The organism is Enterococcus sp. DIV1767, from assembly GCF_050542585.1.
Lineage (GTDB): Bacteria > Bacillota > Bacilli > Lactobacillales > Enterococcaceae > Enterococcus_D > Enterococcus_D innesii.
Window position 1 is genome coordinate 1300249 of the sequence record NZ_CP172936.1, and the last position, 12702, is coordinate 1312950.

A 12702-nucleotide genomic window follows, 5' to 3' on the forward strand; every position below is an offset into this window, starting at 1 on the left:
AGAGGATGAGTACAGTGGCAAATTATTTAGATGTGAAACGAAAACACTTCCGTTTTCCTGCTTATGATGATACAGATGGTGTGAAACTGCAATCTGAGCATCGCCCCGCCTTCAGTAAAGCAGATGATTGGATTTTAACAGAAATCAAAGATACCGTGAGTCATTCTCACAAGGAAGAAAATCAATCTTTGCAGCGTAAAGTGCAGTCAAGCCAACGGGATCGCGGACATAATGTGCGTCAAAAAGAAGAACTCGCCAACCACCGTGCCAACTTACCTCAGTATGGAAAACGTCCGGTGAAAGAGCAGATGCCGACAGGAAAAACCAATTTTTTTGGTAAGGATGCTAAGCACTCTTCTTATCAAGTCACAAGCAAACAAGAACGAGCGGAAGTAGCTTCATCACCAAAAAAAGAGTACTCAGGGCGTTCGTATTTTGTTCCTAAATATATCCCAGCTTCAATAATCCCTGATGAACAAAAACCAGAAATTACGTCTAATGACTTGATGGATGCAATGGCAAAAAAACAAGAGAGTTATTTGTTATTTGATAACGAACCAGCAGCCTACCAAGTCAAAGAAGAAAATGATCCGACGGTAAAGAAATTCAATCGCCCCCAATCGGTGGGCATGACTCGCAGTGAGTTTCGCGCTAATAACAAAAAAAATGGCGATAAAAAGCGGTCCGTTCTAGATCGTTCTTTACAAGGAATGATTGAAGACGATCAACGGGAGGATTCAGCAAACGGTTATTTTCGTTCGGAGTAACTTAGCAAACAGAAAATAAATAGCAGGAACCAGAATTGAAAGAAAAAATACGGATGAAACCAGTTAGAAACTTAAATCTAACTGGTTTTTTGAGTAGTCATTGTAACAAATGAATGTATGACAGTCGGAGGTCTGCATCACTCGATGGAGAAACTGGTTTTTGTAGATTATGAAAGGGAGTGAATCGCAAATTGTGTACTCATTTTCTGAGCGTCTTTGAAAAAAACGGTGCTATTATTCATGGAGGTGTTTGATTGATTTTATTATAGTGTTTTAGTAGTTAACTCCTGCTCAAATATTTTAATTTTCGCTGACCTTTTGATATGCTAAGAACAAGGGGGAATCAAAGATGGAAGTTGATCTACAAATGCTGGCGATGATTTTCTTTATCAATCTCGCCTATGTTACATTGAATACATTGCGATTTTTATTGACAATGAAAGGGTATCGTGTGATTGCCCCATTAGTGAGTATGATTGAGATCACGATCTATATTTTAGGATTATCTATGGTATTGGATCGTTTGGATAACCCACTGAATCTCTTGTTCTATGCGCTAGGCTATGCCGCTGGAGTCAGTATCGGGATCAAAATCGAAGATAAGCTGGCTCTCGGGTACACAATGGTTACCGTGATCTTGCCTAGTAATACGGATGAGGAAAAAAGTTTGCCTAAGATCTTACGACAAGAAGGCTACGGAGTTACACAAAGTTATGGAGAAGGCTTAGAAGGACCGCGACTGATTTTAGAGATTCTCTCCCAAAGAAAAAGTGAGAAAAAGCTCTATCAGACGATCAAAGCAGTGGAAGAACGAGCGTTCATCATCAGTTATGAACCCAAGTATATTTCAGGCGGTTTTTGGACCAAAAAAATCAGCCGCCGAGAAGCGAAGCTAAAAAAACAAGCACCTGTTGATTGAAGGAGTTTAGTCAGGCATGATTCATTCGAGAAGAATAGCTGAGTATAAAGCAGGGAGTTTATTGATGAGAGGAAGCGTTAGGTGTGGAAAAGAAAGCAAATGGCATGATGGCGGTCATCGCTGCCTTGATCTCAAACATTTTGGTGGCAATCAGTAAGTTTGTCGGTTATGCACTAAGTGGCAGTGCGGCCATGCTGAATGAAAGCATTCATAGTGTCGTAGATTGTAGCAATCAAATCTTTTTGTTGATCGGGGATAAACGGGCAACAAAGGGACAAAGTGAACTGCATCAGTTTGGTGAAGGTCGAGCGAAATATTTTTTCAGCACGATCGTTGCCATGATGCTCTTCTTTGGTGGGGGCGCACTCGGTGTGATGGAAGCGGTAGAAAAGCTGCTGCATCCTGCCCATGAAGTTGGTAACGCTTGGTTGGTGATCGCTATTTTGATTTTCGGGATGATCGTTGAAGGAAGTTCGTTGTGGATCGCGATCAAGGAGATCCGCGAACTGAATGTGGAACGTCAACCAATCTATCGTTTTTTGAAAGAAAGTCGGCATAGTGAGATTCTGATTATTTTCACAGAAGACTTTTGTGCAATGATCGGCCTAATGATCGCACTATTTGGTACGATTCTAACCATAATTACGGGTAACGCATTTTTTGATGCCTTCAGTGGTTTATTGATTGGTCTCTTATTGATGGTAGCAGCCATTTTCTTAGCCCGCGAATTTTATAGTCTACTGATTGGCGAAAGTGTCACAAAACGGGATCTAGCAGTGATCAAAAGAGCATTTGAACGGCCAGATGTTGATCGCTTGATTGATGTTAAAACGGTTCATTTAGGACCAGCAGAAATTTTGATTGCGGCAAAAGTTGATATTGCCGCAAAACAAGAAGAGGTCGGCTATGAGATCATTAATGAGATTGAAGCCGAGATTCGACACCAAATGGCAGATAAAAAAGTCTATATTTATATTGAGACAGATGAGTATGACCCTCACTATATGGAGAAACGCCGTAAACTTGTGCGACCTTCCCACTGATTTAGCTAGAATAAAGCAGCTTTTTTTGATACAATAGACAAGGATTATCACATAGTGAAGGAGATTTCAAAATTATGATCAATGCAAGTGACTTAAGAGCTGGAATGACATTCGTTCAAGACGGCAAACTTATCAAAGTATTAGATGCTAGCCATCACAAACCAGGTAAGGGAAATACGGTTATGCGTATGAAATTACGAGATGTTCGGACTGGTTCGACTTACGATACAACCTTCCGTCCCGAAGAAAAATTTGAAAAAGCGCATATCGATACGAAAGCTGTACAATATTTGTACACAATGGATGATACAGCATTCTTCATGGATCTGGAAACGTATGAACAATACGAAATTCCAGTTGAAGTGGTCGAAGAAGAAATGAAATTCATTCTTGAAAATATGGAAGTAAAAATCCAATTCTTCGGCAGCGAAGTAATCGGCGTGCAATTACCATCAAGTGTGATCTTGAAAGTCGTTGAAACACAGCCATCAATCAAAGGGGCGACTGTGACTGGTTCAGGCAAGCCAGCAACGATGGAAACGGGCTTAGTTGTCAATGTTCCTGACTTTGTTGAAGAAGGCGAAATGCTAGAAATCAATACAGCTGAAGGTACCTACTTGAAACGTGCGAAATAAGAAAAAAACCGCGATTTGTTCGCGGTTTTTTCTTTTGCTCTGGATGAGGGATCAAAAGTGCATCATTTCCCATCTGCCAATGACTTTTGTAAGGGATAGATACTATAGGGGTTGCTGACAAAGTAGGCGACGGAGCAGACGATCACAAACAACGGCAGATTTTCAAAACCAAAAACTTCCCCACCGATAAAGATCGGTGCAAATAAAGTGCTAGTAGCACTGCCAAAGACACTGGCATAGCCTAGGGCTGCCACCAGTTCAATGGGCAGTCCAAAGAGTGGTGCCAGCACGACGCCCAAAGAGGCGCCGATCGCAAACAAAGGGGTGACTTCCCCACCCAAAAAACCAATACTGATGGTCAGTACGGTTAATACCAACTTAAACAGCCAGTCATAAGAATAAATGGGTTGATCAGCAAAACTGGCGCTGATCAAATTCGTTCCTAAACCTGAATAACGACCATGGTACAAAAGGACAAAAAGTAAGACTAGCACGAGTGAACCGATGCCGATACGCCAGAGAGGATGAGGAAACCGTCGTTTCATGATCCGTTTCATCGTTTCTAATAATCCCGCAAAACTGCCGCCAACAATACCAAATAGTAAGCCAATCAAAAGTAATTTCAGAAAAACAGCCAAAGTCAAATCGGGGGACGGTGACAAAGCAAAACTAAACTTTTCTAATCCTAACAATTGAGAAGTCGTACTAGCGGTGAAAGCAGCCAGCAAAGTCGGTAAGAGTGCATGATGACTGAATTTACCGATGACAAGTACCTCCAGTGCGAAGAACGTCGCAGCGATCGGGGTTTCAAATAAACCAGCAAATCCCGCAGCCATCCCAATCATGATCAGGGTGCTGGCATACTTTTCTAGTCGCAGCCATTTTCCTAAACGATTGGCAATGGTGGCTCCTAATTGAACTGCCACCCCTTCTCTGCCGGCACTTCCTCCAAATAAATGCGTTAGCCAGGTTCCCACCATCACAAATGGGATCAAGCGCAACGGAATGTCTTTTTCTTCTTCATGTCCGACTAAAAACACTAAATTCATTCCTTGAGGACTTCGGTCACCATACTTTTGGAACAGGAAAGTAAAGCAAATACCGATAATTGGTAAAAAGAGAATCAAGGGCAAAAAATGACTTTCACGAAAGGCACTTAAGGAAAGTAGGATTATACCAAAGAAAGTATCGACGGCTCCAGCAAGCACCCCAATCACTAGACTGAGCAATCCTAATGCAACCAGTTCAAAATACATTGTTTTTTGTTTCTTCATTTCAATCACGATCCTTTAAAAAATATAGGAATAATGCTCTTGCAACTATGACGAACGAGTGAAAATAAAAAATGACTACTACACACTAAAAAAAGTGGTAGAAGTCATTAGCAAAATTGCGGTTTCAGTAAGAACTGAGGGAGACATTCATTCCCGATTAGCATTAATATTATCTGATAAAACCCTCCTTTTGTCAATGGATGCTGGTCGTGAAAAGCAATCCAACGAATACTTATCTTTTATACATACTTATGGTAAAATTAATTTCATAAGAATTTACATGTGAATTGTGCGTCGTAAGAGTCACTGACAAGAAAAGGGATGAAAGGACGATCCTTCTACTGTTTGACCAAGGGAAAAACAGTGGGTAGGGAGGAATCGAAGGGGAAGAAAAAATGATTGCATTTATGACGAGCGAAAAATGGCTGCAAAGTGAGCGTTTTTACTATGTGATCCTACCAATTCTCATGGTGGTTGGTCTGATTGCGTTATTAGGGTTCCTGATGGTTCTGCTTTATCGAGAAAACCGCAACCCGAAAGTGACGCTATTGCTTGGCGGCATAGTCGTTACGTGTCTATTAGGTTTTTTTATTGGTGATCAAATGTATGGTGAATTCAAAACGTATAATGCGCTGATCACACCGAATATCCGAGACCGCGAAAAAATGTTTCTAGGCTATAAATATTATGAATCTGATACTACAGCAATTTATCAGCGCATCCAAAGCAATGAAGCGATTGAAACTTTAGGAATCTATCAAGCAATACCGGTGGAACGGGAGATTGAATATCTTGGTTCTGCTCATAACTCCGTATATTTTAAAATGGGCGCCCAGGTTTACTATGCTCGCTATCAACCGACATTTGTGGAAGAGGAAACAACTGCTAAACTGCAGGGGGTTCAATACCATTTGACGGATCCTTCCTTTGAAACAATTGGATTCTATTCCGAAACCAACAACTATTTAACGGCAATTACGATTTCAAAGACCCAAGAAACCCTCGAATATCAATCCGTTGATTCTGTGATCCCGAAAGAATTCGGGAAAAGTCAAACCCAATGGGCGTTACCGAATAGGAATGAATAACCATAAAAGAAAACTACCTAAGTCACGCAAGGAAGTTTCCTCAAGCAGGAATCTTCCTTGCGCAGGTAGTTTTTTTGCTTGGTCAGATAACATTGCTTTTCCTATGACTGATTAGGTAGTCCTCTTTCTTTTTGCGAGGCAATTTTTTGAAGGCGGCTTCTGCTTGAGTGGCTTCACTGCGAGTGGAAAAGCTTTCTGCATGAATCATTTGCAAAGGTCTGCGACTAGCAGGACGGGTATATTTTGCCCCGATCCCTTTGTTGTGCTCTAATAAGCGGCGACTCAAATCTGTGGTATAACCACCGTAGAAGGACTGATCGTTGCAACGCAAGACATAAAAATAATGATTCTCAGCAGCCATAGAGCATCGCCTTCACTTCTGAACTATAGGCACCTGTTTCATCATAGGTAATGAGAGGGGAATCAATTTTAAAGCCATCCGCCTTACCATCCTTGATTCCTTCAATCAATAAAATATTTGCCTCTTTGCCTACTTTCGGATAGACGAAGCGGACGCGTTTTGGGGCGATTCGATGGGCACGCATATGGTCCAAAATATCAAGAAAGCGATCCGGTCGATGAACCATCGCAAACCGTCCGTTCATTTTTAATGCTTTGCTTGCGGTTTGGATCACTTCATCTAAAGTTGTGGTGATCTCGTGCCGTGCGATCGCTAAATAGGGATTCGGGTTTTTGATCGCCGTCGGTACATTTTTAAAATAAGGCGGATTGCAGACCAAAAGATCGACGGAATCAGGTTTGATTTTTTGAAAGAGGTCCTTCAAGTCCATAGGATAGACCGTCAGCTGGTCTTGCAAGTTGTTTAATTCGATACTGCGCTGCGCCATATCCGCTAAGCGTTCCTGTAATTCGACCTGATAAATATGAGCGGTCGTTTTTTTGCTGATAAATAAACCGACTGCACCATTCCCTGCACAAAGGTCAACGATCACACCTCTTTTTGGCACTCTAGCGTAATTTGCTAATAAGACAGCATCTAATGAAAAAGAAAAAACTTCGGAACTTTGAATGATCTTGATGTCATCGGCATACAATTGGTCGATGCGTTCGTTCGGTTGCAACATGAAGCATACTCCTGTTCTAAATTCATTTCAATGTATTATACTACGATTAAGAATAATGGGAAACGCTAAAAAATGCTTGTCATTTAAACCGTTTTTTTGCATACTTGAATAGGAGAGAAATAGAAAGGAAAATGAGTATGTTTTTTCGCTTTATGCGCGGTGTGGTTCGCGTAGTATTATTTTTGATCAACGGCAATGCTCGTTATCAAAACAAAGAGGTTTTACCTAAAAATGAAAACTATATTTTAGTGGCTCCTCACCGAACCTGGTGGGATCCATTGTACCTAGCAGTGGCTGCTCGGCCAAAGAAATTTAGTTTTATGGCGAAAGAAGAGCTGTTCAAAAATCCGATTTTACGGTTCATTTTGATCCATGCCAATGCTTTTCCAGTCAAACGGGACAAACCGGGACCGAGTGCGGTAAAGACGCCAGTCAAAATCTTGAAGGAAACCGATCTTAGCTTGATCATGTTTCCAAGTGGTACCAGACATGCAACGGCTTTAAAAGGTGGCATGGCGTTGATCGCAAAAATGGCCAAAGTCAAGATCGTTCCCTCTGTTTATCAAGGACCGCTGACGTTAAAGGATTTATTTAAACGCAAGCGAGTGACCGTCCGCTTTGGGGAGCCCATTGACATCAGTGACATCAAAAAGATGGACAAAGAGGGCTTGGCGGAAGTGGAACGGCGCATCCAAGGTGCATTTGACACACTGGATCAAGCGATCGATCCGTCATTTGTTTATCAAATCGATGAGTCCAAAAGAGAAGATTAATACGCAAGAAAAGCCGCTGATCCTTTTGTGATCAGCGGCTTTTTTCTAACGATTTAATCCAACAATTCGAAAGCAAATTTGGTCCATGGTTTCAAATATTCCAACAAAGGCAACTCCTCTTTGGGAATAGCGCCGACTTTGTTTTTTCGGGCGTCTTGGTGAGGGGTCAAAACGATCTGCAATTCGTTTTTGTACTGACCAAAGGTATCATTGCCGATAACGATGTCCCCATAAGCAAACGGTTCTTGGTTTGTATGAGGGAGGTTTTCGATGGGACGGTATTTCACCCGTGATTGTGTGGAACGAGCGACTAACGCATTACTGTCACCGCGACGAAAATGATTGGTTTCAGCTAAAATCCTCCGTTCGATTTCGCTGGCTTCTGCTTCTACGGAAACGCCAAAGGTCAGTTTGTAGCGATCGATCGCCGCCAGAGCTTTCAGTTCTGCATCCGACGCATAGGCATTGCCAATAATCACCGTATCGATCAACCCAGAAGCAAAAAGCAGCTTTCCTTGCAGCGCCAATGGTAAATCGCGACAAGATTCTAAGGTTGGCAGACCATCATTGACTTCCCAAGGACCAATTTTGGCTGATTGACTAGTGATGAAGGCGGCTGTTTTCAACCCATATTTTTTGAAACGTTGGCTGCAGCTGCGGAAAAAAGCCTCCGTTAAGCCTGTGCCTCGTTGGGGGTAAAAATTGTGGCAGCCATATAAAAAAGGTTCATTGGCTTGGTAAGAAAGGATATTTTCTAAATAGTTCACATCATTACTCATATTCAATTCAATCGCCAAGCCAAATGGATTAAAGGTCAGCTGGGCTTCTTTATTGCCATCAAACCCTTGATCCAAGCGGATACCGTCCGCACCTAATTCTGCAAAGAAGCTAAGATCGTCATAAGAGATCGCCAGATCACTAAAAACAGCTGGCGAAATATCTAATATCGTTTCAAAGCCAAGGTTCTTGGCAAAACCGATAATCGAAGAGAATTTTTTTCTGACGGTCTCTTTGCCTTCACTGACTTCTAGCATACTCATAAATAAGCGAGAGTAACCAAGGGCAGCAGCTTTTTTTAAATAGTCTTGATCCAGTAACGGATCGCTATGGTCGGGGTAAATCGAAAGGCCAATTTCTCGTTTCAATGGTTTTCCTTCTTTCTAAAAAAACCGCACGAAGCACCTCTTGGCATTGGAAAAAGCTGCTGAGGACCGCTTCTTCTGTTTGTCTTGGTGGGTACTTCGTACGACCGTTATTTACACATTATTGTGCGACTGGTTGATTTTCTTTTTCCAATTCGTTTTTGTCATAGATTTTTACGAATGGGTAATAGATCAGGATCGATAAAAGAATCAAAAGAACATTTAGCACGATCGCACGCCAATCGCCGCCAGTCGCTAAGAAAGCGCCAATGGGTCCAGGCAATGTCCAAGGGGCATTGACCGTAACTGCATTGACTAAACCAGCTGAGGTAGCGACCCACGCAATGACGCCATTGATCAGTGGTGCAATGATGAAAGGTGGGATCAAGATTGGGTTCAAAACGATCGGTGTACCAAAAATCAGTGGTTCGTTGATGTTGAAAATAGCTGGGATTAAGGCTGTTTTTCCTAGTTTTGAACCGAATTCCGATTTGGTGCGAAACGCTAACAAGATAGCCAAACCAATCGTTGAACCCGCCCCACCGATCCAGATGAACCATTGATAAAATGGTTCGGCTGCGATATTGGGAATCATATCTCCTGAAGCAAGCGCTGTGGTATTTCCTTCTAACAACTGTAACCATAATGGACGAGCCAGTGACCCAACGATAGAAGCACCATGGATCCCGAATGACCAGAAGAAGGTCGTCAAGAAGGTGATCAAAAGCACACTTGGCAAGGTATCTGCGGCACTGACTAAAGGATCGACGACTTTTGCAACGATCGTGTGCCAGTCAAAACCGATATAGTAAGTGATCGCGCCCATTCCTAAAATAATGACTAAAGTAGGGGTCAAGGCTTCGAAAGAGCGAGCGACTGCTGGTGGGACTTGTTCTGGCATCGTGATTTTAAATTTCGATTTGTCCGTTAATCGATAGATCTCAACAGCAAGGATCGAGGTGATGATCGCCACGAACATTCCAGCACTCCCTAAATTGGCCATTGGTAAGACAAAGCCGACCGTTCCAGCAGCATCCAAAGCTTCTGCTGGGATATTGACCGGGGTGAAGGTCAGTAAAAAGGCAGTCGTAGCTAGGATCCCACCAGAAAGTCCATCAAGCTTATAAGAGCGAGAAAGACTGTATCCAATCCCAAATGCCGCATACAAGCTCATAATGTACATCGTCATTCGATAAGGCAATAAGATCGTTGTGGCATTGCTAGACAAGAATTGATAGATGCCCCAACTTTGAGGCAGCGGTGGAAAGGCTAAAATCATAAAGAACGAACTGACGATAATCAATGGCAATGTTGAAACGATCCCGTCACGAACCGCTCGCAAATGACGCTGGCTGCCAAGTTTTTCCATCGGTCCTGCCAGATGGCGTTCGATGAATTGAGTGAATTTATCTAACATGGTTTATCCTCCTAAGGTGTTTCACATTTTTACTTCCCATGGATTCGGAATGATTTTTCCTAAAATCACGCCTTGGGCTGCCCCGGTTGCTGCAGGGGCATTATTGACACGGCTGTGAAGGGTTTCATTTCCTAAGATGGCAAAAGCCACCGCTTCTTTGGCATCGTTCGAACCGCCAATGTCATCTTGTGTTACAACGGCTACTGACTCGGGTAAATAGCCTTGGATCAGCTCAATCAGCAGATGATTATGAGCACCGCCGCCCGAGAGAATCACTTCCATATCGTTTGTTCCCAACTGAGGAAAAATGAACCGTTGGTAACTGTCAGCGATGGAAAAAGCGGTGAAATCGGTTAAAGTCCTCACCAAGTCTTCAGGTGCTGCTTCGGGATACTTGGTCAATAACTGCTGCACGAATTGTTTTCCAAAAAGCTCACGCCCGGTGCTTTTCGGCGGTTGCTGGGACAAATAAAAATGAGTTCTTAATTCCTTTTGCAAGGTGGGTATAATTGCTCCCGCTCGGGCTGTTTCACCAAACGCATCATAAGGCTGACCGAATAGCTGAACCATTAATTCATCGATGACCATATTCCCTGGACCTGTATCAAAGGCATACAGCTCCTTTAAGCCGCCACTTTTTGGTAGTACAGTAACATTGCCGATGCCGCCAATATTTTGCAGCAAACGATTTTTGGTGTCTGATTGATAGAGCAGATAGTCTGTATAAGGAACAAGAGGGGCGCCTTGACCACCAGCAGCCATATCCATCACTCGAAAATCGGCAACGACTTTCGTTTGTAAGCCATAAGCGATAATCGAAGGTTCGCCAATTTGCAAGGTGCTGTTTTTCGCTGGATCAGCATCGGGGGAGTGCCAGATCGTTTGTCCGTGGCTGGCAACAAAATCAATGCTTTTTTCTTCAATACCGGCTTTTTGGCAGAGGATTTGACACGCTTTCAAAAATTGATACCCTAATTCAGTATTTAATTGGCAGATGAGGGGAACATTTGATTCCACCGGATCACAAGCGGTTTTTATTTGTTCCTTCAATTCTTCACCAATGGGCAGAGTAACCATTTCCATCAGCTGAACGTCAGTTTCGGTACCGCAGCCGTTGATTTTTACTAAAGCAGCGTCGATCCCATCCAAACTGGTTCCTGACATGAGTCCTATTGCTAGCATATCGTTTCTCCTTTCTTTATAAAATAGTGATGAAAGCGATTGTTGAATTCGATTTCACACTCATTGTAAATGAAGTGTAATTATATTTCAAGATATAAATTTATAATTGAAAAAACATTTCAACATAATGATGTCAGGTGTTCGCTATTTTTATCAAAAATGGGTGGTAAATGAAATTTCGCTGGAAGAGAGATGTCTAACTATCAGGGAAAGTGGTATAATGATTGGAAGGATATTTTTTAAGAAGGTGAAGAAATGCGCTTTATACATACAGCTGATTGGCACATCGGAAAAAAACTACATGGCTATGATCTGCTGGAAGACCAACGAGCAATCATTGATCAAATCATAGCGCTAGCAAGAACAGAAAAGGTCGATGCCATCGTCATTGCGGGGGACCTTTATGATCGTTCTGTTCCTGCTGTTGATGCAGTCAAATTACTAAATGAAAAAATCGCTGAAATCAATTTAACGAATGAACTGCCATTATTGGCTATCTCAGGAAACCATGATAGCCCAACGCGGCTAGAAACCGGCAGTCAGTGGTTTCAACAAACACGTTTTTATCTGTCCACTAGCATCGAACAAAGTTTACAACCGGTTGAGTTTGACGATACACAATTCTTTTTACTGCCTTATTTCGAACCGATCGAGGCCCGGATATTTTTTGACGAACCGTTAATGAAAATTTCAGATAGTGTCCAAAGAGTGATTGAGGAGATGACCAAGCACTTTGATTCGTCAAAAAAACAAGTGTTAGTGACCCATTTTTTTGTGGCGGGCGCTAGCCAAACGGATTCTGAAACGAAAATTCAAGTTGGCGGATTGGACAGTGTGCCGACCACCGCTTTTGCACCTTTTGATCGGGTGGTTTTAGGCCATTTACATGCCAATACGGCTCTGAAACATCCGAAAATCGGCTACAGCGGCTCACCGCTGAAATTTTCTCTTTCTGAACGGACGAACCAAAAAGGGATCTATCTTGTTGATACCGTAAAAGATACCAATGAATTTATTCCGCTGACACCAAAAAGGGATATCCAGCAGCTGACGGCGTCCTTTGAGGAGTTGATCGATCCGGTTTTTTACCGTGATCTGGATCGTGAGGCGTTTTGGCATTTTCTGCTGACGGATCGTGCTGTGATCCCAAATATGATGAATCAGTTGCGAAAAATTTATCCGTTTGTTTTATCTGTCGAACGGTTGAATGGACGGGAACAGACAAAAAAAAGACAAATAACGACACGAGAAACCGATCCACAGACTTTGATCAGTCATTTCTTTCAAGAGATGACAGGAGATTCATTGCTCGATTCACAAACCAAATGGATCGAACAAGGGTTAAATGAAGCATTTGTCGTGGAAAAGAGGGAATAG

The 12702-nt window shown here is 42.4% G+C and carries 13 protein-coding genes and 1 riboswitch; of the genes, 7 read left to right on the top strand and 6 right to left on the bottom strand.

Annotated features, from left to right (window positions below):
- The first annotated feature begins 5 nt into the window (after window positions 1–5).
- The 4 genes from IGI78_RS06270 to efp all read left to right on the top strand — a co-directional run bounded on the left by IGI78_RS06270 (window position 6) and on the right by efp (window position 3364).
- Window positions 6–767 (top strand): hypothetical protein, encoded by a 762-nt coding sequence (locus IGI78_RS06270; RefSeq protein WP_140965470.1) that lies wholly within the window; start codon window positions 6–8, stop codon window positions 765–767.
- A gap of 349 nt (window positions 768–1116) precedes the next feature.
- Entirely contained in the window at window positions 1117–1686 is a 570-nt protein-coding gene (locus IGI78_RS06275; protein WP_005236782.1) for a DUF2179 domain-containing protein, read from the top strand.
- A gap of 104 nt (window positions 1687–1790) precedes the next feature.
- A complete protein-coding gene (locus IGI78_RS06280) occupies window positions 1791–2729 on the top strand; it encodes a cation diffusion facilitator family transporter (RefSeq protein ID WP_229045611.1) in 939 nt (312 codons plus the stop codon).
- A 74-nt stretch (window positions 2730–2803) separates the two neighbouring features.
- Window positions 2804–3364, top strand: a complete 561-nt coding sequence (gene efp / locus IGI78_RS06285) for an elongation factor P (protein ID WP_005229668.1) — start codon at window positions 2804–2806, stop codon at window positions 3362–3364.
- A gap of 62 nt (window positions 3365–3426) precedes the next feature.
- On the opposite strand, the gene IGI78_RS06290 is transcribed toward efp, so the two are convergent.
- A complete protein-coding gene (locus IGI78_RS06290; protein WP_195265752.1) occupies window positions 3427–4638 on the bottom strand; it encodes a chloride channel protein in 1212 nt (403 codons plus the stop codon).
- Window positions 4639–4729: 91 nt separating this feature from the next.
- Window positions 4730–4802: riboswitch (Fluoride riboswitch) on the bottom strand.
- A 231-nt stretch (window positions 4803–5033) separates the two neighbouring features.
- Between IGI78_RS06290 and IGI78_RS06295 the strand changes: the two genes are divergently transcribed.
- Complete coding sequence (locus IGI78_RS06295; protein ID WP_140965474.1) at window positions 5034–5726, top strand: hypothetical protein; 693 nt, start codon at window positions 5034–5036, stop codon at window positions 5724–5726.
- An 82-nt stretch (window positions 5727–5808) separates the two neighbouring features.
- Here the strand turns inward: IGI78_RS06295 and IGI78_RS06300 are convergent, their stop codons facing one another.
- Window positions 5809–6087 carry a GIY-YIG nuclease family protein gene (locus tag IGI78_RS06300; RefSeq protein ID WP_123834404.1) on the bottom strand — a complete coding sequence of 93 codons (279 nt, stop codon included), beginning with the start codon at window positions 6085–6087 and terminating at the stop codon, window positions 5809–5811.
- Window positions 6077–6811: a tRNA1(Val) (adenine(37)-N6)-methyltransferase gene (locus tag IGI78_RS06305; RefSeq protein ID WP_140965475.1), complete on the bottom strand. Its 735-nt coding sequence runs from the start codon at window positions 6809–6811 to the stop codon at window positions 6077–6079. The genes IGI78_RS06300 and IGI78_RS06305 overlap by 11 nt, the downstream gene beginning before the upstream one ends.
- A gap of 137 nt (window positions 6812–6948) precedes the next feature.
- Between IGI78_RS06305 and IGI78_RS06310 the strand changes: the two genes are divergently transcribed.
- A complete protein-coding gene (locus IGI78_RS06310; RefSeq protein ID WP_005229679.1) occupies window positions 6949–7584 on the top strand; it encodes a lysophospholipid acyltransferase family protein in 636 nt (211 codons plus the stop codon).
- A 53-nt stretch (window positions 7585–7637) separates the two neighbouring features.
- Here the strand turns inward: IGI78_RS06310 and IGI78_RS06315 are convergent, their stop codons facing one another.
- The 3 genes from IGI78_RS06315 to anmK all read right to left on the bottom strand — a co-directional run bounded on the left by IGI78_RS06315 (window position 7638) and on the right by anmK (window position 11325).
- Complete coding sequence (locus IGI78_RS06315) at window positions 7638–8729, bottom strand: DUF871 domain-containing protein (protein WP_140965477.1); 1092 nt, start codon at window positions 8727–8729, stop codon at window positions 7638–7640.
- Between the two features lie 118 nt (window positions 8730–8847).
- Window positions 8848–10143 (bottom strand): PTS sugar transporter subunit IIC, encoded by a 1296-nt coding sequence (locus IGI78_RS06320; protein ID WP_005229683.1) that lies wholly within the window; start codon window positions 10141–10143, stop codon window positions 8848–8850.
- A gap of 21 nt (window positions 10144–10164) precedes the next feature.
- Window positions 10165–11325 (bottom strand): anhydro-N-acetylmuramic acid kinase AnmK, encoded by a 1161-nt coding sequence (gene anmK / locus IGI78_RS06325; protein ID WP_140965479.1) that lies wholly within the window; start codon window positions 11323–11325, stop codon window positions 10165–10167.
- 255 nt (window positions 11326–11580) lie between these two features.
- On the opposite strand from anmK, the gene IGI78_RS06330 reads away from it, so the two are divergent.
- Window positions 11581–12702: an exonuclease SbcCD subunit D gene (locus IGI78_RS06330; RefSeq protein WP_140965480.1), complete on the top strand. Its 1122-nt coding sequence runs from the start codon at window positions 11581–11583 to the stop codon at window positions 12700–12702.

What these genes read in the sequence shown, in the direction of transcription:
- IGI78_RS06270 (WP_140965470.1), top strand. Translation starts at nt 6, where the DNA reads ATGAGTACAGTGGCAAATTATTTAGATGTGAAACGAAAACACTTCCGT.
- IGI78_RS06275 (WP_005236782.1), top strand. Translation starts at nt 1,117, where the DNA reads ATGGAAGTTGATCTACAAATGCTGGCGATGATTTTCTTTATCAATCTC.
- IGI78_RS06280 (WP_229045611.1), top strand. Translation starts at nt 1,791, where the DNA reads ATGATGGCGGTCATCGCTGCCTTGATCTCAAACATTTTGGTGGCAATC.
- efp (WP_005229668.1), top strand. Translation starts at nt 2,804, where the DNA reads ATGATCAATGCAAGTGACTTAAGAGCTGGAATGACATTCGTTCAAGAC.
- IGI78_RS06290 (WP_195265752.1), bottom strand. Translation starts at nt 4,638, where the DNA reads ATGAAGAAACAAAAAACAATGTATTTTGAACTGGTTGCATTAGGATTG.
- IGI78_RS06295 (WP_140965474.1), top strand. Translation starts at nt 5,034, where the DNA reads ATGATTGCATTTATGACGAGCGAAAAATGGCTGCAAAGTGAGCGTTTT.
- IGI78_RS06300 (WP_123834404.1), bottom strand. Translation starts at nt 6,087, where the DNA reads ATGGCTGCTGAGAATCATTATTTTTATGTCTTGCGTTGCAACGATCAG.
- IGI78_RS06305 (WP_140965475.1), bottom strand. Translation starts at nt 6,811, where the DNA reads ATGTTGCAACCGAACGAACGCATCGACCAATTGTATGCCGATGACATC.
- IGI78_RS06310 (WP_005229679.1), top strand. Translation starts at nt 6,949, where the DNA reads ATGTTTTTTCGCTTTATGCGCGGTGTGGTTCGCGTAGTATTATTTTTG.
- IGI78_RS06320 (WP_005229683.1), bottom strand. Translation starts at nt 10,143, where the DNA reads ATGTTAGATAAATTCACTCAATTCATCGAACGCCATCTGGCAGGACCG.
- anmK (WP_140965479.1), bottom strand. Translation starts at nt 11,325, where the DNA reads ATGCTAGCAATAGGACTCATGTCAGGAACCAGTTTGGATGGGATCGAC.
- IGI78_RS06330 (WP_140965480.1), top strand. Translation starts at nt 11,581, where the DNA reads ATGCGCTTTATACATACAGCTGATTGGCACATCGGAAAAAAACTACAT.